A 25,730-nucleotide genomic window follows, 5' to 3' on the forward strand; every position below is an offset into this window, starting at 1 on the left:
GTGATGAAGATAACAAATCGTCATAACATAGTCTCCGGGTTCGGGAGCGTTGTTGGCCTGTACACGGCAAACTCACATAGGTTGGGGGGTACGGTCGTTGCAGGGTTGACCTGCAACAGGGGCGAGCTCCACCCAGAGACACAACGCCCGGGTTACGCATACCCAAAGTCAAGGAAAGCTGGAATCGGATGATGCATTGGCCCGGCGCGCCAGTCTGCCAGGGATGCCCTCTCGTGAACGAGCGTCGGAAGAAGCATCATCAACGTGCACCATTCACCTCCGGCGTAACCTGTACTCCTTTTGTGTAAATTGTAGAAGGGTATTCTCTAAAGTTTGAAAGCTTATATCATGAAAGGAACATTATTCATCCTGCTTTTTCTTTTTGCCGGACGCGTCCTGGCACAATCCACTCCGGAAACCTATCCGGTCGACCCGGCCTCCGAAGAACAAGCCGGCGTGCCAAAAGGGGAGATTCTGAAGTTCACATTTGAAGAATCCAGGATCTTTCCGGGAACGACGCGCGAGATCAGCGTGTACATACCGACTCAATACAAAGGCGATAAACCCGCCTGTGTTTATGTGAACCAGGATGGCATCCAGTGGAAGGCGCCTACGGTTTTTGATAACCTCATTGCAAAGAACGAAATGCCCGTGACCATTGGCATTTTTGTAACGCCCGGAAAAGTATTGGCAAAGAGCAATGAAGCGCTTGACCGTTTCAATAGAAGCTTTGAGTATGATGGGCTAGGGGACAAGTACGGACGGTTTTTGCTGGATGAGGTTTTTCCATTTGTCGAGCGTCAGAAAGCAACCGATGGCAGACCGTTGCGCCTTTCGCATAACGGCAACGACCGGGCGATCGGCGGGTCCAGCAGCGGGGCCGTTTGTGCGTTCACGGCCGCGTGGACGTTGCCGGAGGAGTTTTCAAGAGTATTCAGTGCCATCGGTACATATGTTGGACTGCGTGGCGCCGACCGTTATGATATCTTGGTGAGAAAACACGAACCCAAGCCCATACGCATCTTTATGCAGGATGGGGCCAGCGATCTCAATATCTACGCAGGCGATTGGTGGAAAGCCAACGAATCGATGGAACGGGCGTTGACCTTTGCGGGCTACGACGTTAACCATGTCTGGGGCAACGGCGGGCACAATGGCCAGCAGGGCACCTCCGTCTTTCCGGAAGCGATGCGCTGGCTGTGGAGAGACTATCCCAAACCGATCCGTACGGGGCAAAGCAAAAATCAATTCCTGGTAGACATCCTGGCCGAGGACAAAGGCTGGGAGTTGGTGGGTGAGAACTACGGATTCACCGAGGGCATCGCGGTGAATGCAAAGGGCGAGGTATTTTTTCAGGACATCCCCAATGCAAAAACGTATAAGATCGGTCCCAATGGCAAACCCGAAGTGTACATCGCCGATTCAAAAAAGGCCAGCGGCACAACGTTCTCCACGGCCGGCGACATGATCACCATCACGGGCGGATGGTCGGAACCGCCCACAAAAGAAGTCCATCTGTATAAGACACCTGGCAGCTACACCGTGGTGGCTGCGGAAACGCCGGGCAACGATGTTTCGATTTCGTTTAACGGGAACCTATACGTCACGTCGCCCGACGGCCGGGAGCGTCCCAGTAAATTGTATCTCATCAAACCCAACGGCGAGAAGAGCATCGTTGATGAAGGGCTGAAACTTGCCAACGGCCTCTGTCTCTCGCCCGATCAAACGCAACTCTATGTAACGGAATCGGCAACCCATTGGGTATGGGTTTACCAGATCCAACCCGACGGCACCTTATCGCACAAACAAAAATACGGCTGGCTTCACGTACGCGACGAAGACGAAAATGCCTGGAGCGATGGCTTGAAATGCGACCGGGCCGGCCGGATCTACGTCACCAGCCTCAGCGGCATCCAGGTGATGGATCAATTGGGCCGGGTGAACGCCATCCTCCCCATCCCCAAAACAAAAGGCCAGGCCTCCAATCTCTGTTTCGGAGGCCCTGATTTTGATATACTCTATGTCACCTGCCACGACAAGGTATTTAAGCGAAAGCTGAAAGTGAAAGGGGCTAATAATTTTGAAAAACCGATAAAGCCCGACAACCCGAAACTGTGAGTCGCCGAAGATAAGTCTCCCGCCGCCGAAGCTGAGTCTCCCGCCTCGGGGGCTTAGCTTTTTTTGAATCCGCATAGTCCCTGAGACAGGAGACTATGCGGGGACTATGTCCAGCCGTCGAAGCAGGAGACTATGTGGGGACCGACTCAACGCTCAAACGCCACCACCACCTTCCCAAAAGCCTTACCCGACTTAAACCTGTAAAAAGCATCCTGAACGTTCTCAAGAGGAAAAACACTATCCACCACAGGCTTGATATTGTTCTTCTCGATAGCCTTTACGAAATCATTCAACTCCTGTGCATTCCCAACCGAATACGCCTGTAATCGAACATAGTTTGTAATGAGTGGAACCAAATCGATCGTCAGCTTCGTGCCGGTCATCAGGCCGATCAATCCCACAAAGCCATGTTGCTTCACGGAGAGGATGCTCTGCTCAATGGTATCGGTGCCCGCCACATCCAGGGTAACGTCCACCCCAATGCCGCCATTGAGGCGTTTCACTTCGGTGCTCCATTCGGGGAATGCATTGTAGTTGATCACTTCATCAGCTCCCAGGTCTTTCAGTTTCTGCTCCTTTTCCTTGCTCCCGGTGGTGGCAATCACTTTTAATCCAAACATCTTGGCGATCTGCAGTGCGAACAGGGAAACGCCACCACTGCCCTGGACCAAAATAGTTTGTCCGGCGCGAATGTTGGCTTGTTCAACCAGGCATGTCCACACCGTTAGCCCGCCAACCGACAGTGGGGCTGCTTCTTCATCGGTGAGATTGTCAGGGGTTCTCACCAACGTGTTTTCGGGTTGCACGCTGTATTCAGCCAACAGCCCGGGAAGCGAAAAGCCGGTTCGCAGCTGATCGTTATAGGGCGTATTTTTTCCGGCTTCCCAACGGGAAATAAACGGAATGATGACCCGGTCGCCTTTTTTCCAACGGGTCACTTTGTGCCCCACGCTTTCCACGATGCCCACGCCTTCGGAAACCGGAATGTGGGGGAGCGGGATGCCAAAAGGGATCCTGTTCTCCACGACGATCAGGTCATGAAACTCGAGGCATACGGCGGTGGTCTTCACCAGCACTTCATTTTCCCCAACGGTGGGAGTAGGGATCTCCCGAAGCTTCAGGTGAGCGATGTCAAACTGTTCTAGTTGTATGGACTTCATATATAAGTTTTATGCGCCTTAGATTTTACAACAACGTTTATGGATGGCGTAGGTTGGGCAAAGAACCTAAAATAACGGCGCAAAAGAATGTTGTGTTCCGATATTCTTCACGACATTCTCCAATTGATGATACGTTGCCCGGTATAAGAACACCGCCATGCTGATCCGTTTGATGCCACATTCCGTCAAGGTTTCGATCGAGGAAAGCTGTGGCGTGCCTACGACATTGACTGGGAGGGGAGTAGCAGCAGTGATTTCTTTAAGGATCGTCGCATCGGCAACCGCGGTAACGAACAGGCCATCGGCACCGGCATCCGCATAGCGTTTTGCTCTTCGCAAGGTCGTTTCAAGTGGTGAAGGAAGCTTCATTAAAAAAACATCGGTTCGGGCATTGATAAAAAGCTTCTGACTGGTTTTCTCCAGGTAGTTTTTAATGCTGCTTAATTTTTTCAAATAGATTTCTTCCCCTTGCCGGTCTTCCAGGTTTATGCCCACAACGCCGATGTCGATGAGTTTCTGAATGTTTGAGGTTAAGGCGTTCAGATCATCGGCGTATCCTCTCTCCAAATCAACGGACAGTGGAATGGTCGTTCGCGATTTTATGCGCTGCAGCATATAGAGCAATTCAACGAACGGAATTTTTTCACCGTCCTCATAACCGAGCGAATCGGCAATGGCGCCGCTGGATGTCGCCACGGCATCGTAACCATTTTGCTCTATGAGCTGCGCGCTTTTTGCATTCCAGGCATTTGCCAGGATCAGTGGCTTTGCCTGGTGGTGTAAAGCGTGGAATTTTTTGTAATCATTCAGCTGCGTTGTGGCATTCCCCGTCACACGGGTCGTTTCGTCCTGGTCTTTCATCTTTCTGGTGTTTTGCGAGTGATTGATTATAAGATTACCAGGCAAATGTATTCGACCCTACGCCTCGGGCGCGGGTGTAAAGTGGACATTGTCGCGGGCTAAATTGGACAAAGTGCCCAGGGGCTTTGATCAAAGGCTCACACTTTTTCCAAACGCCTCCCAATCAAAACCCGTTTCGATCCGGTTATGCCGCAGCGCCGGGATTTGTGTGGTGATCAGCAACGTCGTTCCGTGAAGGTCGGCCCGGTGGTGCTGCGGGATTTGTAGTTTTATGGCTTTGATCATTTTGAACTGCGCATCCGGGAAGAATGCTTGCACGGTTTTTTTCAGGGTGATGATATTATCCATGCCATACATCAATACCAGTTCGGGTTTGTAGGCGCTGATGTTCGAGAGGATCTGTTGCATGCGTCGTTGATACGCATGTTCCTGGTAAAGCGCGCGGCTCTTTAAAAAACCGAGTTGTGGCATGTCGAGCCAGCTGTAGTACCACGCATGGTTGTGGGGACTCGGCAACGGATAGAGCGGGATCAATGCTTCCTTGTGCGTCGCTGGCGAAGCGAATGCATCTTTCTGGTAGGCAAGAACGTCGGGAACTTTCTCGCCCCGGTAGCCGTGTTCGAAGGCGATGAGATTTTTCCAGACGCCATGTTGAATGGCGTTTGTATCGAAGCGGTATTCATAACGGTTGGTGAACAAATTCTTTTTGGGGCCGTCCCACTGGATGGCGACGTGCCGGTAGAGCTCGCGGATGTCGCAGAGCGCGCCGTCCGATGACGCATGGACACGGTTAAAATAGTTGACCTTGTCGGCGACTTCCTCGGGCACCTCGCCGCCACTTTCTTCATAGCCGACAAACCAGAACCGGGCTTGCCAGGACCCATAGCCATAAAAATTGTCGATCCAATGTTTGAGTGCGTTTTCTTCGATCAGCATACGTTGGAAAGATAGCAAATAAAGACTCTGGCCGAATTTTTTCAAGCCTGTATCCAGTGATTTTGCGAACAAGGAATCGTGTTAAAGGGGCCTAAAAGCCGCAATTAACGCCGTCTGCGTTAGGGGGTTGGTGTTGAAGACCTGACACCGGAAAGTTTCTCGCAATTCCTCGGAAGCGGAGCTTGTATCGCTTATTTTACAGTATATTTTCGATCTCGCTGTATGTCATTAACAGAGGCGTCAAATGGAACTTCCGATCGAAGACTATCCTGGTGGACCTGGGTAGTACCGTTACCGATTTTTTTCCTCGGCACGCTGATCTCGTTGGAAGCAAAAATCACTACCGGCACATCGCTGCTTTACCTCCCGCTGGCCTTTGGCTTAACGTTGGCGTATTGGTGGGGGCCGAGAGTGTTGCCGGCATTCTATCTCAATGCAAGCGCTTGTGCAGGCCTGTGGGGTCTGAGCCGGGTAGAGCTTTGGGCCGTATACGGTTTGCCGGAAACTGTTTTTGTCGCTCTTTCCTGGTTGTTTTTCGTAAAGATCATTTCGGGAAAAATCTGGTTGCCCGATACCAAGCAAATGATCTACTTCCTCATTACCGGGATCATGATCCCTCTGGTGATCTACAAGTTCATGCTGGAAAGCATTTTCATGTTGGCCGGCGACGCTCCGGTGGAGAACTATTGGAATCTGCTGATCACGACAGGTTTCGGAGATTTTATATCTACGTTTTGCGTGTCGCTGCCGTTGCTTCACTTTCTTACGCCATGGATGGCAAAGCGCGAATTACTTCTTCATCGCGAAAAAATTGAACACCTGTCGCAGTATTCACGACTCCGGAAAGTGCAATGGCTGGAATTTCTCACGGTTGCCATCATTGCCTCGGTCATCAACCTGTTCCTGGATTTTATAGACTACTGGTTTTTGAATGGAATACTGTCGCTCTACGTAGCGATGCGTTTTGGTTTTGGCGCCACGGTGCTGATGAATTCCTATATGCTCATCATCACCTACATGGTCCCGGCGGCCATCCACCACGGTTATCTTCCCCATTTTGCCGAGAGCCAGATGCTGAGAACACAACTGGGCACGGCGCTTTTGTATGTGTTCACGATCATCACCGGCCGGCTTGTGTCGGACATGAGACTCAGCGAAGCACGGTTGAATGAGCGAAACAATGAGCTCAATCAAATGAACAGCGAACTGGACCGGTTTGTCTATAGCGTGTCGCACGACCTGAGCGCTCCACTAAAATCTATCCTCGGCCTGGTGTCCATCAGCCGGCTGACCACGGTGGAAAACGAGCACCGGCACCATTTTGATCTGATTGAAAGAAGCGCCTACAAGCTGGAGGCCTTTGTGGCGGAGGTATTGGACTACTCGCGGAACCGAAGGACGGAGGGGGCACACGAACCGGTGAACCTGAAAGACCTGTCGCAGGAAGTTTTTCAAAACCTGCAGTTCGCGGACGGCTTTAACGAGATTGCATTCGAGGATGCAGCGATAAAACACGAGTGGGTGATCAGCGACCGCAGCCGGTTGAAAATGATCCTGCAAAATCTTTTGAGCAACGCCATCAAATTCAGAAATAAAACGGGCAAGCCATTCATCCGGTTGTCCACACAGGTGAAGGCAGAGAAATTGATGTTTTCTATCGAAGACAACGGTGAAGGAATCAGGCCTGAACTGAAACATAAGATCTTCGATATGTTTTTTCGGGGCAGTCACCGGTCCGATGGTTCAGGCCTCGGTCTCTATATCGCCCGCGAAGCCGCAAAGAAAATTGACGCCACGCTCGAAGTGACCTCGACATATGGAGAAGGATCTGTTTTCACGATCGCACTACCCGCTTCCGTTGTGCCCGTGCCGGCGGAGTTGCCGAAGCCAATTCCTGTGGATCAGGATGAATAGGCGTGACACTGGCGAGCGACACCCATAAGCTCCTGTTGCGTTAGATTTCTTATAACCTGGCCCCTAAAACATCCGGCCCAAGCAAGCCCATCTGGACTACCCTTTATTTTGTAATTGGTATATTTAGCACCCCTGTCGCTGCTGTAATTTTGTGATCATAAAAAATCACTTAAAATTATCAGTACATGAAAACGCGAATTAAAATTGACAAAGTAGAACCCTCGGGATACAAGGCCGTGCTGGGGCTGGAGAAATTTATTGAAGGCACACCGCTGACCCGAAGGCATAAAGACCTGATTAAAATCAGAGCTTCCCAAATAAACGGTTGTGCTTTTTGTATCGACATGCACACCAAAGAAGCCCGCAACGCCGGCGAAACAGAACAGCGCATTTATGCCCTTAATGCCTGGCGCGATACGACCCTCTTTTCAGAGGAAGAACGAGCCATATTGGCCCTGACCGAGGAAGTTACACGAATTAGCAACCATGTAAGCGATGAGACCTATGCGCAAGCCGCAAGGGTGCTGGACGAGACCTACCTGGCACAGGTGATTCTGGCCATTATCACGATTAACGCATGGAACAGGATCGGCATTGCCACCAAGCTCATGCCTGCCTAACCGTGATAGTGGAGGTGAGATTGAAATGAAAAGAAGCCGTCTCAAAAGTAAAGAGGCGGCTTTTTCGTTTTTTGATGGCTATAAGGGGATTTTAAAAGAGATTGGTAAGAAAAAATTCTTGGGGAAGAATCAGGCTGCCAGTTTAGCCAGGTTGTGCGCTATAGCCAGCAAACCAGTCTCAATTTCTACTTTATTAAGCCCTTTAAGCATAAATCGTTTAAAGTTTTTGTTGTGTTTGATATTGGCGAAGACCGGTTCAATATCGGCTGGGCGCTTTTTGCGATAATGGACGCCAAGCTCGGAGGTTAACCTGGCATTTGCCTGATCCTTGAGTTTTCTTAGCCGATGGTTAATGCCCACGATTCTATTGCCTTTCTGGCTATGACATACATCTCTAATTGGGCATCCATTGCATTTGGAAGCCTGATACGTTGTTAATTTTTGAGTAAACCCATTGGCTGTTTTGCGTGTAGACATACCGATGCGTTTCATCGGTTCACCAATCGGGCAATATACAATGTCTTTCTTTTTATCGTATTCCAGGTTTTCGTTCTTAAACCAGTCGGTTTGTTTGCCGTGTTGTTCCCGGTCGAACTGGTTATGTTTTACATAGGCTTGAATTTTGCGTTTTGCCAGCAGTAAATAATTCTCTCCGATCCATACCCGGCATCGGCTGTCAATACTACAGGGTTTTGCTTATATAAGCCATAAAAACTTTCAAGATGCTTTTTTAAAGTAGTTGTATCAGTTGGGTTTTGATGGAGGCTGTAATTGACGATGTATTGATTATTGCTGGAAAATTGAACATTGTAAGCTGGTTTTAACTGTCCATTCTTCATGTGGTCTTCTTTCATGCGCATGAAGGTGGCATCCGGATCTGTTTTCGAATAACTGTTGCGCTTGCCTAAGATTTTCTTCTGCTGGGTATAGCGTTCTACATTACGTGGCCAGGTCTTTTTCGCATAGTTGAGTTGCTGACGTTTTTTCTTAGATATTTCCTTGCCCTCCAAAGCTTGGTCGATCCGATCAATGGTGCTTTTTACTTGTTCTGCACTCACAGGGGCGAAGCTTTCAGGAGTTTCATCTTTTAACTCTTCGGCTGCAGTACCTTCGGCATAGGCCCACAACTCCTTCAGCTGCTCCTCCATGCGGGCTTTACTGGTTTTTATCGCATTGCCCCATACAAATGTATAGCGGTTGGCCTGCGCTTCCAGTTTGGTCCCATCTGTATAGATCTCTTTGAGACTTAAATGACCGGCTTCAACTAGTAACTCCACCACTTGCCCAAATACAGTCTTTAATACATCCTTCAGCCGTTCACTGCGAAAACGATTAATGGTATTGTGATCTGGCTTGTTCATGCCTGCCAACCACATAAAGTGAATGTTCTCTTTCAAAGCTGATTCCATCCTACGAGAGGAGTAAGTATTATTCAGATTGCCATACACCAACACCTTCAGAAGCATTCGCGGATGGTAACTAGAGCTACCTCCACCCTTGAATTTTTTCAGCAAAGGATCAATGTCTATCCTGTCAATTACCTGATTTACAATACGAACCGGATGGTTCTTGTCGATGAGATCTTCCAAACTTGGCGGAAGTATCATCACCTGGTTGGGAGTGTAGTTTTTGAAAACTACTTTTGTTTTAGTTAGCACAAAAGCAAGATAAAGCCTTGCATCAAGAAGGGAACTACGGTTCTCTTCTTTTTTATGGCCCTGCCATTAACTTATTAAATTCACAAACGATCTAAATTTGATGCTATGAAAGAGAACATTCCACCCTCGAAAGCAGTGAACGAGATGACACTTCGTGTGACGTCCGCCGACGGTACGAGGATCGCCTACGACCGGAAAGGCACTGGCCCGGCGGTGATCCTCGTCGGCGGCACCCTAGACGACGGCACTGAGAACGCGCCGCTGGCCCGGCTCCTTGCCAACCATTTCACGGTCTACAATTACGCACGACGCGGCCGGGCCGCCAGCGGCAATACACCGCCGTACGCCGTGGCGCGGGAGGTGGAAGACCTCGACGCGCTGATTGCGACAGCCGGCGGCTCAGCTCACGTGTACGGCGCCTCATCTGGCGGCGCCCTCGCGCTGGAGGCAGCAGCGGCAGGTTCGGCTATCGACAAGATCGCGGTGTGGGATGTGCCGTACGTGATCGGAGACGACCTGTGGCCGAGGTTCAACCAGTACATCGCGGACACCCACGAGGCATACAAAGCCGGCCGGGACGAGGAGCTCCTGGAACTGTTCATGAGGCTTACCGGCGGACCCGACGCGGACATCGCGGCTGGCAAACAGCACCCGCTCTGGGCCTCGTCCGTCGCGCTCGCCCACACGCTCGTCAAGGACGCCATGGTCCTCAATGGCTACAAGATCCCCACGAACCGACTTGCCCGCATCACTCAGTCGGTCCTGGTGACCATCGAGGGTCCGATCACCGAGCCCCAGATGGCAGCCCTCCCGACCGACTTCTTCGACCGCGCCGCGAAAGCGATAACCGCTGCCATCCCCCAGACCGAACGACACACGCTCGACGGGCAGGGACACGTCGTCGCCCCCGAAGTCATGGCCCGTGTACTGAAGACGTTCTTCAACGAGTAAGGGGAATATGTACTTCACAAACCCGGTCTGATATGATCGGAGCATGTTCGACCCGCCCAAATGGGCCGCACCGTTCTTGGCGGCAATCTTTAACGGCGAAGGCTTCAGCAAAAGAGGCTGCCCTTTTGAGACAGCCTCTTTGTTTTTTAGATATTTAAATATTTAGATGCCGGCTGTGCCGGTCCTGATCTTCCGATATTCATCCCTACGACGGCACAAAGAATAAGAACAACCCCCATCCATTGAAGATAGCTCACCGGTTCGTTCAACAGCAAGCGTGCCATGAATACGGACACGGGAATTTCTACAGAGGCAATCATGGCGCCGAGCCCTACGCCCGTTAGCGGAATTCCGCGCGTGAGCAGCAGCGGCGGGAGGATTGTCCCAAACACAGAGAGCAGGAGCCCCCAGCGCAGAAATATGGCATGTGAAAACGCTTGATTGAGCGATGCGTGAAAAATAATGGAAATGATGATCAAACCGCCCAGGATCAAATAAAGACTTCTTTTCAATGGGGGAAAATGAAGTTCAAGACTGCTCGATGCGTGCATAGATGCCGTGTAAGAGAGCGCAGCCATCATTCCCCAACCCAATCCAGCCCAAGGGAGGCTTGTGGATTGGCCAAGCAAATTGGTGGCGAGTATGGTCCCGGCCAGGATGATGAAAACCGACACGATCTTGCCGGGACCCGGTGCCTTTCTACGCGAAATCGATTCGAGGATGACGCCCATCCATACCGTTTGCATCAACAACACAATGCCAACACTTACCGGGATATATTGGACCGCCATGTAATAGAAAATGCTGGTTAATCCCAGGGATGTTCCCGCAGCAATGAGCTTAACAATGCTTTTTATACCCGTTGTTTTTGGTCTGGGCTCCGACTCCGGTTTACGGATCAGGACTAAAATACAGAGCCCGGCAAATCCAAGACCGAACTGCGAGAGCGTTACTTCCGCCGTAGTGAATCCTTCACGGTAGGCCATCTTTACAAAGGTGGCCAGCAACCCATAACTGGAGGCTCCCAGCGCAACAAAAATGCTTCCTTTAACGATATTTTTTTTCATGGCTGTAGGGTATCCGCCAATTCCATCTCCACCAGATCTCTTATACTTTGGTGTGCAGTGTCAATGGACTGTTTAAGTTTCTCCGCATCGGGCGATTTTCCGCTGATGGCAATCACGTGGATGTGGCGGATACCCATAATGGCAAACACGGTCTTTAAATAGGTACTCTGGAAGTCCAGGTGTTCGTTATAGCCTCCTTTTTCATAGCCCTGTTCACCTCTCGAAAGCAGAAGAAATACGGTTTTGTTTTTCAGCAGACCGACATACGGATTTTGCACCTCGGTTGGGTCGACCTTAAATGTTTCATTCACCCGGAGAACCTGGTCGAGATAGGCTTTGAGCGTACTGGGAATCGACCAGTTGTACATGGGCGAACCCACCACAATGACATCGGCTTCCCGCAGTTCGGAGATATAGGCATCGCTTATTTTCAAGGTTTCAATTTCATCATCAGACCTTGCTGCTTCGGGTTTGAACGCTGCAGCAATCCAATTTTCATTGACGTGGGGCACGTCTGTATTCCCCAATTCGCGGAAACGAATCACCGGGTTGGTGTGGATGCTTTTCCAGTGATCGACAAATACGTCGGTAAGTTTTCTGCTGAGCGAAACCCGCGTTCTGGCGCTTGAGTTAATGACCAATACTTTTTTCATTTCGATTTTGTTTATACAAAAGTATCCCGTGCCTGGGCTATATTTGTATACCAGTTTGTATAAAGACCACAGCCCAGATGTTGCCCTACAAATCATTGATTCAGATCGATCGAAAGTCGCCTGTAACGCTCTACATCCAGGTATGCAATGTCTTTATTGCATTGATCACGAAGGGTATGTTACAGCCCTCGGATCTCTTGCCGAGCTCTCGTGTTCTGGCAACCTTGATTGGGATTAACCGAAACACCGTGAAGTTGGCCTATGAAGAATTGATCAGTCAGGGCTGGGCCGAATCGCTTGGGCGCAAGGGCGTGTTTGTCATTTCCAAGCTGCCGGCACTTTCCAAAACCAAACCGTCGGAAACCAGCAAACCCAAAAGCGATAACTCCGGGGAGGCCTTCCGATGGACCAATAAGTTTAAAAATGCGACGCCCAGTGAAAACCTTCAGAAAACGACTCTCGCGATCGATGATGGGTTTCCCGATGTGCGGCTGGCACCGATCGATCAGCTCATGCGCGAGTATCGAAGTCTCTCCAGAAAATTTTATGGGAGAAACTTTCTGAAATACGGCAGTGCCAAGGGCTCTGAACATCTTCGCATATCCATTGGCAACTACCTTTCCACGAGCAGAGGGCTGGGGGTCGCTGCCGAAAATATGGTCATCACAAAAGGCAGCCAGATGGGAATCTACCTGGCGGCGCAACTGCTGCTTGACCTTTCGGATACCGTCGCCGTTGGCGTTTCAAACTATGGCTTTGCGGATGACACGTTCAGACATGCCGGTGCAAATCTTTTGCGCATTCCCGTGGATGGCAAAGGAATGGATGTCGACTATCTCGAAGAGGCGTTGCGACACAAGAAAATAAAAGCGGTGTACATCGTGCCGCACCATCACTTTCCAACAACGGTGACCATGAGCATGGAGCGGAGGTTAAAACTATTAAATCTCGCCAAGGAATATCATTTTGCGATTATTGAAGACGATTATGATTTTGATTTTCACTACGAGAATAAGCCCTACCTGCCTTTGGCCAGTATCGATCACCATCAAAGCGTAATTTATATTGGCTCGATTTCGAAAACTTTCGCCCCAGCGTTGCGCATCGGCTTTATGACAGGCCCCCCGGCATTTGTTGAAGCTGCCGCTTCACTAAGACAGCTGATCGACAAACAAGGCGACACCCCACTGGAAGAGGCATTTGCCGTGCTGTTTAATAATGGCGAGATGGATCGACATTTCCGGAAGTCATTAAAAATTTATAAACAGCGCAGAAACATTTTTTGTCAGATACTCAAATCTGATTTTAATGAGGTGATAGAATTCAAAACCCCGGAAGGAGGACTGGCGGTGTGGGCGAATTTTGATAAAAAGATCGACTTGCTCAAGATGTCAGAAAACGCCTCCCGGAAAGGCCTTTATATCGCCAATGGAAGTTTTTATAAGAACGAGTCGTTTGTTACCAACGCGTTGAGAATGGGCTTTGCATCACTGGAGGAAAACAAAATGGTGGAAGCGCTCGGGATCCTGAAGAAGGTCGTGCGCTGAGTTTACTGGACTACCCTTTATTTTGAAACTGGGATATTTCGCCGCCCTGTCGTTACCTTAATTTTGTTTAAAAAAAGTATGAATAGGGCATATCAGATTAAAATCGTCACGACGGAATTGGAAATTCAACAATGTTGGGAAGTTGCTTTTTTGTTGCGACCGCACCTGAAGAAGGCCAACTGGTCCTCCATGATTTTGGAAATGATGCAAAATGAAAAATACAGTATCGCAGGCATTATGGACGACGACAAATTTGTAGCCTTTGCCGGCTACCGCGCCATGACCTCGTTGCACAGCGGCAATATAATTTACATCGACGATCTCTGCACACTGGAATCGCATAGAGGGAAGGGCCTGGCTTCCCAACTGCTGGACTATATCAAATCGATTGCCATCTCAAGTAATAAAGACGCCGTGGTGCTGGATACGGATTTCAATAACCATACAGCACAAAAGGTGTACCTGAAGAATGGATTTAAATTCGTAGCGGTTCACCTTGCTTGTGGTGTAAGGAGATAGTATCGTTGCCGTTCGGGCCCAACTACTCACTGCGCAACGACTTCGCAGGATTCATCATCGCCGCGCGGATGCATTGGTAGCCAATGGTCAACAGCGCAATCGCCAGGGCAATGCCTCCCGCGAGCGCATAAACGCTCACGCCAATGGTGGCGCGGTAAGAATAACTCTGGATCCACCACTGCACCCCATACCATGCCACCGGCGTACTCAACACAAAAGCGATGAGCACCAGCTTGCCATATTCCCGCGAGAGCAGGAACACGATGCTGTTGACGGACGCGCCCAGGGTTTTCCGGATCCCGATTTCCTTGGTGCGTTGTTCGGCCGTGAAAGCCGCCAGCGCGAACAAGCCCAGGCAGGCAATGACAATGGCCAAACCGGCAAACACCGCGAAGATGCTCGCGAGTCTTTTTTCGGCGTCATACATTTTTCCATAGTCTTCATCCAGGAAAGAATATTCAAACGCGTTTTCAGGAGCAAGTTTTTTCCAAAGCGTCTCGATCTTGTCCAGCACGGCCTGTGTGCTTTTGCTTTTGAAACGGAAGGCTACATAGCCGTTGGAGCGTTGCAGGAACAAGGCCAGCGGCGCGATGTTTTCACGCATGTTGGCAAAGTGGAAATCTTCCACCACGCCGACCACGGTCCGCGACTTGATCGAGTTGGGATCCGGCGATCCATCGGGCCGGTTGGCAGTAAAGGAACTGATCTTCTTGCCCAGGGGGTTCGGACCCATCTCGAATTTTTCGACGGCCGATTCGTTCAGCACAACGCTTTCGGTTGAATCGGATAAAAACTCGCGTGAAAAATTCCTGCCGATCTTTATGTTCATGCCCAAGGTAGTCACATAGTCGTAGTCTACGTTCCAACTCTCCATCGACACCATATCTTCAACGTCGTCGCCGGTGGGAACTTTGCCCTCGGGCCAGTAGGTATTGTTGTTGCGCCATGTGCCGGTCACGGGCAAGTAGCCGGTGATGGTGCCCGCCGTGATCGACGTATTCTGAAGAAGCTCGTCCTTAAAGGCCTGGATGTGATTCTTCAGGAAGCTGGCACGGTGCACGATGATGACCTGGTCTTTTTGAAACCCGATCTTTTTATGCTGCACGTAATGCAGTTGCTTTTGGATGGCAATGGTGCCCACGATGAGGAATATGGAGATGACAAATTGAAACACCACCAGGCTGCTTCGCACGATGCCGCTTTTGGTGCCGAGCGCCAGTTTTCCTTTCAGCACGTTGACTGGTTTGAACGACGAGAGAAAGAACGAAGGATACAAACCGGCCAGAAAACCGACGATCACGATCGCAGCAACCAACGCCAGGTAGAACGACGGTTGATCAAAGGGCACGGAAAGTTTTTTGAGCGCAAGGTCATTGAACACCGGCAGCGACAGCCAGACGATGGCCAGGGCCAGCACAAAGGAAATGAAGGTGAGAACAAACGACTCGGTAAGGAACTGACGCACCAGGTGCGTCCGCAGCGATCCCATCACTTTGCGGATGCCCACTTCACGCGCGCGGTTGGCCGAACGCGCGGTGGAGAGGTTCATGAAATTGATGCAGGCCACGATGAGGATGAAGGCGGCAATGGCCGAAAAGAGATAAACATACGTGATGTTCCCGTTCGCCTCCAGATCGCCTTCCAGGTCGGAGTGAAGGTGAATGTCGCGGAGGGGCGTGAGCCAGTAGGACCACGAGTTTCCCTGCGACTTGAATTTGTCCATGGTGAAATCTCCCTGAAGGGCATCGGCCAACTGTGGCCCTACATACTTCTCGATGAAGGTGGGAAACTTGGCTTCGAGCTGGTGCGGATCGGCGCCCTCACGCAGCAGGAGGTAGAGATTCATCCAACCCCCGCCGATGAGACTCATGTTCTTGGCTTCGGGCAGCTCGACCAAAGACCGGAACATGTCGAAGTGAAAGTGACTGTTTTCGGGAAGGTCTTCAAAGACCGCGGTGACGCGATGGTTCACATTGTCGTCGATGAGCAGGGACTTGCCCACCGCATTCCCCTCGGGGAAATATTTCGCCGCCATCGTACGGCTGATGGCGACGGTGTTTGGTTCTTTGAGCGCAGTCCGGGCGTCGCCTTCCAGCAGGGGAAGGGTGAAGAACGTGAACAAGGTGCTGTCGGCCCACGCGATCTTTTCCTGGACGTGGTCGTCGCGATCCGGACGGCGAACGGTGCGCGGTCCCCAATCCCACAGCCTGGCAGTGGATTCGATCTCCGGATAGTTCTGGTGGAAAAGGTCGTTCAGCTGTGCCGCTCCCAAAGCAAGCCGCTTCTGCACCGCACCAAAACGCAACGCGGTATTGACGCGATAGATGCGATCGGCCTTTTCGTTAAAGTTGTCATAGCTAAGTTCGTGCTTGACAAAAAGCATGATGACGATACACGACGCAATGCCGACGGCAAGTCCTGCCACGTTAATGGTGGTGTAGAACTTGTTCCGGATGTGATTGCGCAAGGCGAGGAGGAAGTAGCTCTTGAACATAGTCGATGTTTTTGTTCGTATTTGAATGACTTTTTTTTGTGTTTCCAGTAGCCCATCGGTGTTGCCGAAAGACCCCACCGTGGCTTCGTAGGCTTCGACGAACTTTTTTCCCGAAGCCATCTGCTCTTCCACGCCGGCACAGATGTGATCGATGATCTCGTCCTCAAAACCTTCCAGCACGATGCCCCGGTAGTGGAGATCCTTGATGATATAATCGATATGGTCTTTTGTCAACTCAGCCATACGGTGAGGGGTGTCAATTCAGCTTTACTTGCAGCACGCTGCCCATCGTTTGAATAAAGTCCACAAATTCTGCGACGCGCTCTTTTGCCTGGACTTTGCCGGGGGAGGTCAGCGCATAATATTTTCGGATCCGCTTCCCGATGCTGACGGTCTCGGTGCTGAGCAAGCCTTCCGCTTCCAGTTTGTGAAGGGCAGGGTAGAGGGCGCCTTCGGTGAGGAGGATGTGCCCGTCGGAGAGTTCCTTCACCCGCTGGGTGATTTCATAACCATACATCTTGCCATGGTCCTTGAGGACTTTCAGTACGATGGTTTGAAGCGTGCCTTTTAACAGTTCAGGTGAATGCATATGAGATCAATACATAAGTGATTTATGCATTAGACGCTGAAGCGGGTCAACAGGTTGCATGGGGGTCTGGACGGTGTGCTGCATTTTTGATGGAATGGATTATAACAAGCTGAACATCAACAAATTAATCAGGTTGTGTTTTGGAATACTCACCGGAATTCAAGCCATCGGGTAAGGAAAGCTTGCCTTGATATTTGGCGCTTGAATAAAAAAAATCACAAAAGTATTGTGCAGTCAAGTAACTGCACATATATTTGCAGTCAAATAACTGCACAATGAAATCGAGAAGAGACGTATTCCAAGCCATTGCAGACCCCACCCGGAGGGCCATTCTCACACTGCTTGCGGTACAGGCCTTAACGCCTGGAGCGATTGCCGACAATTTCAAATCGTCGCGGCAAACCATTTCAAAACACATACAGATCCTTACCGAATGCGAACTGCTCGAACAGGAGCAAAGCGGCCGGGAAATTTATTACCTCATCAATGCAAAAAAAATGAAAGAAGTAGCCGAGTTCATCGAACCCTTCCGCAAAATGTGGGACGAGCGATTTAACAAATTGGAAGCCATCATGAAGAAGTATAAACCAAACAAATAAAAACACCATGGAGACAAAGACAAAAGTCCATGCCGAAGACGGCAAACAGGAGTTGGTGATCACCCGGGAGTTTGAGCTGCCCCTTGAATTGCTTTTCAGAGCCTATGTCGAACCCGAAATCGTCGAGCAATGGATGGGAACAAAGGTGCTGAAACTGGAAAACAAAAAGCACGGTGGCTATCAATTTGAAACGACCGATCCGAAGGGAAACAAACACTTATTCAATGGAACCATTCATGCTTTTGTTCCCAATCAAAAGATCACGCGGACGTTCGAGATGGAGAACACGCCGTTTGGTGTCCAACTGGAGGTCCTGGAGTTTCAAGCCCTCACCGACGACACCTGCAGACTCCAGATGCACGTCATCTATGAATCGGTCGCGCAAAGAGACCAGGTGCTGAAGTTGCCCTTCACGCAAGGCATCAACATGGCCCACAACCGGATCCAGGACATCCTGAACAAATTGAAAATCGTCAACAAATAAGAAATCGTCAACACATAAAAATAACACACTATGTCAAAAAGAGATAAGATCATCTATTGGGTTGCTACACTCTGGCTCTCGTTGGGAATGATAGCTACCGGAATTGTACAATTGTTAAAATCAAAAGAAGAAGTAGAGAAGGTCACCCAGTCGCTGGGGTATCCCGTCTATTTTCTCACCCTGCTGGGCACCTGGAAAATGTTGGGTGTGGTGGCCGTGCTGATCCCTAAATTTCCCGTCGTGAAAGAATGGGCCTATGCGGGATTCTTTTTTGCCATGTCGGGCGCTGTTTTTTCGCACATCGCCAGTGGAAGCGCGGGCAAGGAGTTTTTTGGACCGATGCTCCTGATCGTCCTGACGGTGGTGTCGTGGTATTTCAGACCTGCCGATAGAAAAGTTGCCCTCAGTTAATTCGTAAACAATTTAAAAATATAAGGTATGCATACATTTGATAAACTTGTCATGTTCAGCGTAGCGGTAAAGGACATGGTCGCCGCCAGGGATTTTTATGCGGATAAACTTGGATTCAAGATCACTTCGGACCACCGCCAGAATGATAACTATTGGTGGGTATCGCTCGACTTAGGTGGCGGAATGACGATCACCCTGACCACGGCTCACGAAAACATGAAGCCCGGGACGATGAAGCTGTATCTCTCCACTCCGGATATTCAAGCGACCCACAAACAACTCACGGAAAAAGGCGTTACGCTGGCGGGCGGGATCAATGATGATCTGTACGGTCCCGGATCAGGGGTCAAGTGGCTTACTTTTAACGACCCGGATGGCAACCAATGGATCGCGATGCAACCGAAATCCTGGTGACGCTGGAGTGATTTCCAAGATTGGTGTATATTTAAGTGAAACCAAAAGCAACAGTAAAACTTGGCGTACGTGTTCAATAATATTAAAAGTATAAACCAATGAAGAGCCCTAAAAAGAAGTTGTCATCCGAGGAACGCGAAGAACTACTCTTGGCCTTGAGAGAGCGTTTTGAAAAAAACATGAAACGTCATAAGGGTCTTGAGTGGGCCAAGGTAGAAGCAAAACTGGACGGGAATGCTGAAAAACTTTGGTCACTCAACGAAATGGAAACAACCGGCGGCGAACCGGATGTTGTTGGCCAGGATAAAAAGACGGGCGAGTATATTTTTTATGATTGCGCAGCGGAAAGTCCCAAAGGCCGTAGAAGTGTTTGTTACGATCACGAAGCCCTGGAGTCCAGGAAAGAACATAAACCGGGCAACAGCGCGATTCAGATGGCGGCCGAGTTGGGCATCGAGATCTTAACGGAAGAGCAGTATCGCGATCTGCAGAAACTTGGCGATTTCGATACGAAAACATCGAGCTGGATAAAGACACCTGCCGATATCAGAAAACTCGGCGGTGCTGTTTTTTGTGATCGCCGCTACGACACGGTATTCCTGTATCACAACGGCGCCGAATCTTATTATGCCGCCCGGGGGTTCCGTGGTGCGTTAAGAGTTTAAATTTTTCACTACAAACAACACGATCCTATGGCAAAAGGAAACATGAATCCTAAAGTTGACTGGTTTTTTAACAAAGCCAAAAAGTGGCAGGAAGAATTTGATAGACTAAGAACCATTGTGCTCGACTGCGGGCTCACCGAAGAATTGAAATGGGGTTGCCCTTGTTACACGCTCGAGGGTAACAATATCGTTTTGATCCATGGATTTAAAGAATACTGTGCCCTGCTGTTTATGAAGGGCGCGTTGTTAAAAGATGCCAAAGGCATTCTGATCCAACAAACAGAAAACGTGCAGGTGGCGCGCCAGATCCGGTTCACCGATCTCGAAGAGATCGTGCACCTGGAGTCTACTTTGAAATCCTATATTAAGGAAGCCATTAAATTGGAAAAAGCCGGTGTGAAAGCGCCCTTAAAAAAGACTTCGGAATTTAAAATGCCGGAAGAATTTAAAAACGTTTTGGATGAGACCCCTGCCTTGAAGAAAGCATTCAATGCCCTCACGCCCGGCCGGCAAAGAGGATACCTGCTTTATTTTTCGTCGGCCAAGCAAGCGAAAACCCGGGAGGCAAGGATTGAAAAGTATATGCCGCAAATTCTCAAGGGTAAGGGATTAGAAGATTAGTGCCATCAGAGATCCCCGGACGCAATCCCCCCACATAATGTCGCATTCGTCCCATCGTCGACTCGGTTTTTGAGGCTAAGTTTGTATAAAAGATCGTAGACTTAATTTCGAGCCACCATGGAAATGCAAAAGGACATCAGCGCAGAATTGCCACCGCCGCCCGCCCAGTCTTTCTGGGCAGCACTAAAAGATGCGGTCGCGGGATCGGAGGCGGACTATACGGCCATTCCCCTTAAACGAGCCATCCTCTTGCTGGCGGTTCCCATGATCCTGGAACTCGTCATGGAATCTACGTTCGCTGTGGTGGATATCTATTTTGTTGGCAAGCTGGGGGCTTCGGCCGTTGCCACTGTAGGACTCACGGAGACCTATTTGTTCTTGTTGTATTCCATTGCCATGGGGCTGGCCATGGCCGTTACCGCCATCGTTGCGCGGAGAATAGGAGAGAAGAATAAAGAGGAAGCGGGAAAGTCTGCCGTTCAATCCATCTTTCTGGCGGTGTTGTGCTCGGTGCCCTTTTCGATCGCGGGCCTTTTCTTTGCCAAAGATCTGTTGAAACTCATGGGAGGCGATGCATGGGCGATTGAAGAGGGGTATCGCTACACGCAATGGATGCTGGGAGGCAACGCCATCATCGTGTTGTTGTTTGTGATCAACGCCATCTTTCGCGGTGGCGGAGATGCGGCGATTGCCATGCGCGTGCTTTGGATTGCCAACGGTATCAATATTATCCTGGTCCCCGTCCTGATCAACGGGCTTGGACCTTTCCCTGCCCTGGGCATACAAGGAGCAGCGATCGCCACCAGCATTGGTCGTGGAACGGGCGTGATCATCCAGCTATGGGCGCTCTTTCGTAGCGGTAAACATATCCAGGTTAAACTTTCACAAGTCTACTGGGATGCGAAAGTAGCGCTGGGCATTGTAAAAACTTCATTGGGTGGCGTAGGGCAGATGATCGTCAGCATGACCTCGTGGATCTTCCTGATGCGGATCCTTTCGGATGTCGGTAGCGAGGCCGTTGCGGGTTCGACGATCGCTCTGCGCATCATGATGTTTACGCTGATGCCCGCATGGGGTTTGTCCAACGCGGCAGCAACGCTCGTGGGCCAGAACCTGGGCGCCGGCCATGCCGACCGAGCCGAGTCTTCCGTTTGGAAGATCGGCGGGTATAACATGGTGTTCCTGGTGTGCGTGTCGGCGGTTTACTTTTTTTACAACGAACCATTGGTGAAGATCTTCTCCGACGACCCCAAGGTGATCAGCATCGGGGCGGAATGGCTGCGGATTCTTTCCTATTCTTATTTTGTCTATGGCTGGTGGATGGTTTCCGTGCAGGCCTTTAACGGCGCGGGCGATACGAAAACACCCACCAAGATCAACATCGTGTTCTTCTGGCTCATCCAGATCCCATTGTGCTACCTGTTGGCCGTCAAACTTCATTGGGCACATTCGGGCGTGTTCTGGGGCGTGTTCGTTTCGGAGACTTCGGTTGGACTCTTCACGCTGTGGCTTTTTTCCAAGGGAAAATGGAAGACGGTTAAGGTTTGAAGATCAGAGACCGCGATCGAAGGAATTAAATCGCTTCAGGCTTCTGAGCGCGTAGCGAAGACCCCCACAGGAAGGCGCGGATAGTCTGCCCCAAATTGCTTATTTTGGGATCAAGCCCCTGTGTTATGAGAAAGCAAACTACGCTGCTGCTGAGCCTGTCTGTGCTATTTTTGGTTGACACCGCGTGGTGCCAGCAACCCCAAAAGAAAGCCAACGTCATCGTGTTGACCGACATCGAAGCCGATCCCGATGACACGCAGTCGCTGATCCGGTTTCTCCTGTATTCCAATCAATGGAATGTTGAAGGCTTGATCGCCACGACGTCCATCCACCAAAAAACATACGTCGCTCCCGAATCCATAGGAGCCGTTCTGGAGGTCTACAAACAAGTGCAGCCCAATCTCACAAAACATGAGGCAGGCTTTCCGCCATACGAGGCGCTGATCGCGAAGATAAAAAGCGGGCTGCCGGTGTACGGTATGGCGGGCGTTGGGCAAGGTAAGGATTCGCCCGGATCGGACTGGATCGTAAAAGTGCTTGAGCGGCCAGACAACGACCCCGTTTGGTTCTCGGTTTGGGGCGGCCCCAACACGCTCGCGCAGGCGCTCTGGAAAATCAAAGCGGAGAAAAAGTCCCCGGAGGCCTCGCGGATCTTCAAAAAAGTCCGTGTCTATACCATCTCGGATCAGGACGACAGCGGGCCGTGGATCCGGAAGAATTTCCCCGATATTTTTTATGTCGTCACACCCGGATACAATTACACCCATGCCACTTGGCTTGGGATGGCCTTTCCTTCGCCGGGAAGTAACGCGGAAGTCACCTCCCCGAAGTGGCTGGCCGCAAATATTCAACAAGGCCATGGCCCGCTGGGCGCCGCCTACCCCGATGTGGCCTATGGCATGGAGGGCGACACGCCTGCATTTCTCAACCTGATCGACAATGGTTTGAGCGATCCCGAGCACCCGGATTTCGGAGGCTGGGGGGGACGCTACGAGTATTATCTTCCCGCATTTGTCGACTCGAACACGGGCCCATTCAAACGGGCCAACTGGCCAAAGGATGAGCCCGAAACCCGTCCCATCTGGACAAACGCCTCCGACTCTGTGCTTTCTCAGATCGATCAGAAAGTTCATTTCGGCAACCGCGAAACGATCTGGCGATGGCGGGATGAATATCAAAACGATTTTGCCGCGAGGATGTGCTGGACGTTCAAAGAAGGGAGTGCATGCAATCATCCGCCCATAGTCAAGCTCGAACACGGCGATAAAGTCACCGTGAAATCAGGGGCGCAATTTTACCTTTCCGCAAAAGGCTCGAAAGATCCGGATGGTGACTCCATGAGCTATCTCTGGTTCTGCTATCCGGAAGCGGGAACGTACAGGGGTACCGTGAGCTTCAGACCTTATGCCCCCAATTTATATCGACTCCCCGTGACCGCCCCCGTGGTGAGCAAGCCCGAAACGATTCACTTCATCCTCAAGGTTTCCGATAAAGGTTCTCCTGCGCTGACGCGGTATAAACGGGTGATCGTTACGGTGGTGCCTTGATTTGGGATGAGCGCCACTCGAAGACGGCGATGCAACCAAAAACGTGATGTTAGAAAAGTATCGGTTTTGAAAAGATTAGATGTAGCCATCCTGCCCCGATCTCCGTTACTTTGATTTTTGCTGATGCCAGCCTTGAAGGTTCTGCACCGGCAAATTTGAACGGCTATAAGATCCATGACGAATTCCCGCATAAAACAACTGCTCTGCTGCCTCGTATGGGCCATGCTTTGGGGTTGCTCTCCCGACAAACAAAACACCGACGCCACATGGCCCACATTCGGTCACGATGTTTCCAACACCAAATTCTCTGCGCTCACCGCGATCGACACCTCGAATGTCGCGCAGCTGAAGGAAGCCTGGCGTTTTGAAGACAGCACCGAAGGGGGCGGGGTCTATTTCAACCCTGTGATGATGGACAACCGCGTCATCGGTCTGATGCCGTCCAACAAACTGGTGGCCATGGATGCCGCTACCGGAAAACGGTTGTGGGAATTTGCTCCAGACTCGTCGGACATCTCGAACTGGTCGAAGGGAATGACCTACCATGCCGGGAGTCCTGACCGGATCTTTCTCATTTCCGGGGGCACGCTGTATTCCATCAACGCGGAGACCGGTGCCGTCATGAAGGACTTTGGCAACAATGGCCGCGTCGATTTCTATGAAGGTCTGGAAGTGCCCGACGCCATGCGTGCGCAGGTGCCCGTGTCCAGCAACGCACCGGGCGTGGTGTATAACGATCTCTTTATCGTGGGATGTAAGGTGCCAGATGAACTTCCGTCGACACCGGGGGATATCCGGGCGTTCAATATCAACACCGGCAAGTTGGAATGGGTCTTCCATGTGATCCCCAAACCCGGCGAGTTTGGTGCCGACACCTGGAGCGCCAACGCCCGCCAGCGCAACGGCGGCGCTAACTGCTGGGCCGGCATGGCGTTGGACGAAAAGCGAGGCATCGTCTTCGTGCCGACAGCGTCGCCCTCATTTGATTTTTACGGAGCAGATCGCCCGGGTCAAAATCTTTTTGCCAACTGCCTGCTGGCGCTCGATGCAAAAACGGGCAAGCGCATCTGGCATTTTCAGACCACCCACCACGACCTTTGGGACCGCGACAACGGTTCTCCTCCCAACCTGGTGACGATCAAGCGCGATGGAAAAGCAATCGACGCCGTGGCGCTCGTCACGAAGATGGGGTTCCTGTTTTTGTTCGATCGCGAAACAGGCGAATCGCTCTTTGAGGTAAATGAAGTACCGGTCGACACCGTCAGCCGCATGCCGGGAGAGAAGCCGTGGCCGACACAACCCATCCCGGTGAATCCGCCTTTTGCGCGCCAGGGCTACGAGGAAAAGTTCTTTGGCCGTTCGGCTGCGTGGATCAAAGCGGAGATCGCAAAAAACAAATACAAGACCGGCATCTACGAGCCGCCCTCCATGGAGGGATCGATCATTCTCCCCACAGCCCACGGCGGGTCGAACTGGGGTGGAGCGACCGTCAACCCGGAAACGAACAGAATATTCGTCAACGCCATCGACATTCCCTGGATCCTGAAATTAACCGACCTGAAAAAAATCCGCGAAGCCAACCAGCTCAATCCTGAGATCTTGTACAGGACCTACTGCAGCAGTTGTCATGGAGCGGATAAAAAAGGAGGCGCCGGTCCCGATCTGACCTCGCGTGCGAAAAATTACAAGAGCGCGCAGATTGCCAGCATCCTCAGGAAAGGTGCTCCGCCCATGCCCTCGTTTAAATTTTTGTCCGAACAACAGATCGAGGCCATCTCCGCCTATGTGAGGGACACCGTCGCACAAGCATCCTTCGAGACCGCCGGCATTCCGGAAAACAATGAACCGTATGGCTTCAACGGATACAACTTTTATCTTGATCCCGAAGGCCACCCGGCCATCGCCCCTCCGTTCGGTACGATGACCGCCATCGACCTGAACACGGGCGCCATTGTGTGGCAGGTGCCGCTCGGCGAAGACCTGCGATTCAAAAAGATGGGCATCCCCAATTCCGGCACGTTCAACCGTGGGGGAGGCATTGCCACCGCCGGCGGGCTGATCTTCATCGGCGCCACAGACGACAACATGCTTCGCGCGTTTGATCAGCGGACCGGCAAAGTGCTATGGGAATACCAGTTGCCCGGCATGGCCAGCTCGATCCCGTCTACCTATGCCGTTGGCAACAAGCAGTATGTGGTGGTGTCGGTGAATGGCGAGCAGCAAAATAATTTCAAGGGAGGGTATTTTGCTTTTGCGATCCCGTAGAGCATTTAGAATTGGAAGAAGAACAATAGAAACACTAACGGCTGAACCCCGTTACCTGGAATACATGGGAGTCACTAATGGGAGGGGAT

At 50.9% G+C, this 25,730-nt stretch carries 22 protein-coding genes and 1 pseudogene; 15 read left to right on the forward strand and 8 right to left on the reverse strand.

The features are described 5' to 3' along the window. The first annotated feature begins 348 nt into the window (after positions 1-348). The gene (locus BUB30_RS01145) at positions 349-2,118 is read left to right on the forward strand and encodes an SMP-30/gluconolactonase/LRE family protein (protein ID WP_073134622.1); all 1,770 of its coding nucleotides are present in this window, start codon (positions 349-351) and stop codon (positions 2,116-2,118) included. A gap of 146 nt (positions 2,119-2,264) precedes the next feature. Here the strand turns inward: BUB30_RS01145 and BUB30_RS01150 are convergent, their stop codons facing one another. The 3 genes from BUB30_RS01150 to BUB30_RS01160 all read right to left on the reverse strand — a co-directional run bounded on the left by BUB30_RS01150 (position 2,265) and on the right by BUB30_RS01160 (position 5,075). Then, positions 2,265-3,278, reverse strand: coding sequence for a zinc-dependent alcohol dehydrogenase family protein (locus BUB30_RS01150; protein ID WP_073130121.1), 1,014 nt, complete (start codon positions 3,276-3,278; stop codon positions 2,265-2,267). Between the two features lie 66 nt (positions 3,279-3,344). Then, complete coding sequence (locus BUB30_RS01155; RefSeq protein WP_084137828.1) at positions 3,345-4,139, reverse strand: isocitrate lyase/PEP mutase family protein; 795 nt, start codon at positions 4,137-4,139, stop codon at positions 3,345-3,347. A gap of 129 nt (positions 4,140-4,268) precedes the next feature. After that, positions 4,269-5,075, reverse strand: coding sequence for a hypothetical protein (locus tag BUB30_RS01160; RefSeq protein ID WP_073130124.1), 807 nt, complete (start codon positions 5,073-5,075; stop codon positions 4,269-4,271). 222 nt (positions 5,076-5,297) lie between these two features. On the opposite strand from BUB30_RS01160, the gene BUB30_RS01165 reads away from it, so the two are divergent. Continuing rightward, positions 5,298-6,989, forward strand: a complete 1,692-nt coding sequence (locus tag BUB30_RS01165; protein ID WP_084137829.1) for an ATP-binding protein — start codon at positions 5,298-5,300, stop codon at positions 6,987-6,989. 185 nt (positions 6,990-7,174) lie between these two features. Continuing rightward, positions 7,175-7,609, forward strand: a complete 435-nt coding sequence (locus BUB30_RS01170) for a carboxymuconolactone decarboxylase family protein (RefSeq protein ID WP_073130129.1) — start codon at positions 7,175-7,177, stop codon at positions 7,607-7,609. A gap of 129 nt (positions 7,610-7,738) precedes the next feature. Here the strand turns inward: BUB30_RS01170 and BUB30_RS01175 are convergent. Then, a pseudogene (locus tag BUB30_RS01175) lies at positions 7,739-9,216 on the reverse strand (IS1182 family transposase). Between the two features lie 156 nt (positions 9,217-9,372). Between BUB30_RS01175 and BUB30_RS01180 the strand changes: the two are divergent. After that, on the forward strand, positions 9,373-10,218 hold the full coding sequence (locus BUB30_RS01180; RefSeq protein WP_221408651.1) for an alpha/beta fold hydrolase: 846 nt from the start codon (positions 9,373-9,375) through the stop codon (positions 10,216-10,218). 146 nt (positions 10,219-10,364) lie between these two features. On the opposite strand, the gene BUB30_RS01185 is transcribed toward BUB30_RS01180, so the two are convergent. Continuing rightward, entirely contained in the window at positions 10,365-11,285 is a 921-nt protein-coding gene (locus BUB30_RS01185; RefSeq protein WP_073130131.1) for an EamA family transporter, read from the reverse strand. Continuing rightward, positions 11,282-11,938 carry an FMN-dependent NADH-azoreductase gene (locus tag BUB30_RS01190; RefSeq protein ID WP_073130134.1) on the reverse strand — a complete coding sequence of 219 codons (657 nt, stop codon included), beginning with the start codon at positions 11,936-11,938 and terminating at the stop codon, positions 11,282-11,284. Before BUB30_RS01190 ends, BUB30_RS01185 begins: the two co-directional genes overlap by 4 nt. A 77-nt stretch (positions 11,939-12,015) precedes the next feature. Here BUB30_RS01190 and pdxR point away from each other — a divergent pair, with 77 nt between their 5' ends. Continuing rightward, entirely contained in the window at positions 12,016-13,485 is a 1,470-nt protein-coding gene (gene pdxR, locus BUB30_RS01195) for a MocR-like pyridoxine biosynthesis transcription factor PdxR (protein WP_073130136.1), read from the forward strand. A gap of 78 nt (positions 13,486-13,563) precedes the next feature. Next, a complete protein-coding gene (locus tag BUB30_RS01200) occupies positions 13,564-14,004 on the forward strand; it encodes a GNAT family N-acetyltransferase (protein ID WP_073130139.1) in 441 nt (146 codons plus the stop codon). A 22-nt stretch (positions 14,005-14,026) separates the two neighbouring features. Here the strand turns inward: BUB30_RS01200 and BUB30_RS01205 are convergent, their stop codons facing one another. Both BUB30_RS01205 and BUB30_RS01210 read right to left on the reverse strand, forming a co-directional pair. Further along, positions 14,027-16,741, reverse strand: coding sequence for an ABC transporter permease (locus tag BUB30_RS01205; RefSeq protein ID WP_084137830.1), 2,715 nt, complete (start codon positions 16,739-16,741; stop codon positions 14,027-14,029). Between the two features lie 13 nt (positions 16,742-16,754). Continuing rightward, positions 16,755-17,087, reverse strand: a complete 333-nt coding sequence (locus tag BUB30_RS01210) for a PadR family transcriptional regulator (RefSeq protein ID WP_073130142.1) — start codon at positions 17,085-17,087, stop codon at positions 16,755-16,757. A 275-nt stretch (positions 17,088-17,362) separates the two neighbouring features. On the opposite strand from BUB30_RS01210, the gene BUB30_RS01215 reads away from it, so the two are divergent. The 9 genes from BUB30_RS01215 (at position 17,363) to BUB30_RS01255 (ending at position 25,641) form a co-directional block, all read left to right on the forward strand. Next, positions 17,363-17,686: an ArsR/SmtB family transcription factor gene (locus BUB30_RS01215; protein ID WP_073130145.1), complete on the forward strand. Its 324-nt coding sequence runs from the start codon at positions 17,363-17,365 to the stop codon at positions 17,684-17,686. Between the two features lie 7 nt (positions 17,687-17,693). Beyond that, positions 17,694-18,170: an SRPBCC family protein gene (locus tag BUB30_RS01220; RefSeq protein WP_073130148.1), complete on the forward strand. Its 477-nt coding sequence runs from the start codon at positions 17,694-17,696 to the stop codon at positions 18,168-18,170. Positions 18,171-18,200: 30 nt separating this feature from the next. After that, positions 18,201-18,581 carry a DoxX family protein gene (locus tag BUB30_RS01225; RefSeq protein WP_073130151.1) on the forward strand — a complete coding sequence of 127 codons (381 nt, stop codon included), beginning with the start codon at positions 18,201-18,203 and terminating at the stop codon, positions 18,579-18,581. 27 nt (positions 18,582-18,608) lie between these two features. Next, entirely contained in the window at positions 18,609-18,995 is a 387-nt protein-coding gene (locus BUB30_RS01230; protein ID WP_073130154.1) for a VOC family protein, read from the forward strand. 98 nt (positions 18,996-19,093) lie between these two features. Further along, positions 19,094-19,660, forward strand: a complete 567-nt coding sequence (locus BUB30_RS01235; RefSeq protein WP_073130157.1) for a DUF4256 domain-containing protein — start codon at positions 19,094-19,096, stop codon at positions 19,658-19,660. 42 nt (positions 19,661-19,702) lie between these two features. Beyond that, positions 19,703-20,281 (forward strand): YdeI/OmpD-associated family protein, encoded by a 579-nt coding sequence (locus tag BUB30_RS01240; RefSeq protein ID WP_073134631.1) that lies wholly within the window; start codon positions 19,703-19,705, stop codon positions 20,279-20,281. A 117-nt stretch (positions 20,282-20,398) separates the two neighbouring features. Then, positions 20,399-21,829, forward strand: coding sequence for an MATE family efflux transporter (locus BUB30_RS01245; RefSeq protein WP_221408652.1), 1,431 nt, complete (start codon positions 20,399-20,401; stop codon positions 21,827-21,829). A 125-nt stretch (positions 21,830-21,954) separates the two neighbouring features. Then, positions 21,955-23,376: a DUF1593 domain-containing protein gene (locus BUB30_RS01250; protein ID WP_073130161.1), complete on the forward strand. Its 1,422-nt coding sequence runs from the start codon at positions 21,955-21,957 to the stop codon at positions 23,374-23,376. 174 nt (positions 23,377-23,550) lie between these two features. Then, a complete protein-coding gene (locus BUB30_RS01255) occupies positions 23,551-25,641 on the forward strand; it encodes an outer membrane protein assembly factor BamB family protein (protein ID WP_073130164.1) in 2,091 nt (696 codons plus the stop codon). The last annotated feature ends 89 nt before the right edge of the window (positions 25,642-25,730 follow it).

Origin of the sequence: Chryseolinea serpens, assembly GCF_900129725.1 — a bacterium.
Lineage (GTDB): Bacteria > Bacteroidota > Bacteroidia > Cytophagales > Cyclobacteriaceae > Chryseolinea > Chryseolinea serpens.

Bases quoted from the DNA above. Each gene is read 5' to 3' on its own strand.
- BUB30_RS01240 (WP_073134631.1), top strand. From the start codon at position 19,703: ATGAATCCTAAAGTTGACTGGTTTTTTAACAAAGCCAAAAAGTGGCAG.
- BUB30_RS01165 (WP_084137829.1), top strand. From the start codon at position 5,298: ATGTCATTAACAGAGGCGTCAAATGGAACTTCCGATCGAAGACTATCC.
- BUB30_RS01245 (WP_221408652.1), top strand. From the start codon at position 20,399: ATGGAAATGCAAAAGGACATCAGCGCAGAATTGCCACCGCCGCCCGCC.
- BUB30_RS01255 (WP_073130164.1), top strand. From the start codon at position 23,551: ATGACGAATTCCCGCATAAAACAACTGCTCTGCTGCCTCGTATGGGCC.
- BUB30_RS01200 (WP_073130139.1), top strand. From the start codon at position 13,564: ATGAATAGGGCATATCAGATTAAAATCGTCACGACGGAATTGGAAATT.
- BUB30_RS01150 (WP_073130121.1), bottom strand. From the start codon at position 3,278: ATGAAGTCCATACAACTAGAACAGTTTGACATCGCTCACCTGAAGCTT.
- BUB30_RS01170 (WP_073130129.1), top strand. From the start codon at position 7,175: ATGAAAACGCGAATTAAAATTGACAAAGTAGAACCCTCGGGATACAAG.
- BUB30_RS01235 (WP_073130157.1), top strand. From the start codon at position 19,094: ATGAAGAGCCCTAAAAAGAAGTTGTCATCCGAGGAACGCGAAGAACTA.
- BUB30_RS01205 (WP_084137830.1), bottom strand. From the start codon at position 16,741: ATGGCTGAGTTGACAAAAGACCATATCGATTATATCATCAAGGATCTC.
- BUB30_RS01250 (WP_073130161.1), top strand. From the start codon at position 21,955: ATGAGAAAGCAAACTACGCTGCTGCTGAGCCTGTCTGTGCTATTTTTG.
- pdxR (WP_073130136.1), top strand. From the start codon at position 12,016: ATGTTGCCCTACAAATCATTGATTCAGATCGATCGAAAGTCGCCTGTA.
- BUB30_RS01230 (WP_073130154.1), top strand. From the start codon at position 18,609: ATGCATACATTTGATAAACTTGTCATGTTCAGCGTAGCGGTAAAGGAC.
- BUB30_RS01180 (WP_221408651.1), top strand. From the start codon at position 9,373: ATGAAAGAGAACATTCCACCCTCGAAAGCAGTGAACGAGATGACACTT.
- BUB30_RS01155 (WP_084137828.1), bottom strand. From the start codon at position 4,139: ATGAAAGACCAGGACGAAACGACCCGTGTGACGGGGAATGCCACAACG.
- BUB30_RS01220 (WP_073130148.1), top strand. From the start codon at position 17,694: ATGGAGACAAAGACAAAAGTCCATGCCGAAGACGGCAAACAGGAGTTG.
- BUB30_RS01185 (WP_073130131.1), bottom strand. From the start codon at position 11,285: ATGAAAAAAAATATCGTTAAAGGAAGCATTTTTGTTGCGCTGGGAGCC.
- BUB30_RS01225 (WP_073130151.1), top strand. From the start codon at position 18,201: ATGTCAAAAAGAGATAAGATCATCTATTGGGTTGCTACACTCTGGCTC.
- BUB30_RS01215 (WP_073130145.1), top strand. From the start codon at position 17,363: ATGAAATCGAGAAGAGACGTATTCCAAGCCATTGCAGACCCCACCCGG.
- BUB30_RS01190 (WP_073130134.1), bottom strand. From the start codon at position 11,938: ATGAAAAAAGTATTGGTCATTAACTCAAGCGCCAGAACGCGGGTTTCG.
- BUB30_RS01160 (WP_073130124.1), bottom strand. From the start codon at position 5,075: ATGCTGATCGAAGAAAACGCACTCAAACATTGGATCGACAATTTTTAT.
- BUB30_RS01145 (WP_073134622.1), top strand. From the start codon at position 349: ATGAAAGGAACATTATTCATCCTGCTTTTTCTTTTTGCCGGACGCGTC.
- BUB30_RS01210 (WP_073130142.1), bottom strand. From the start codon at position 17,087: ATGCATTCACCTGAACTGTTAAAAGGCACGCTTCAAACCATCGTACTG.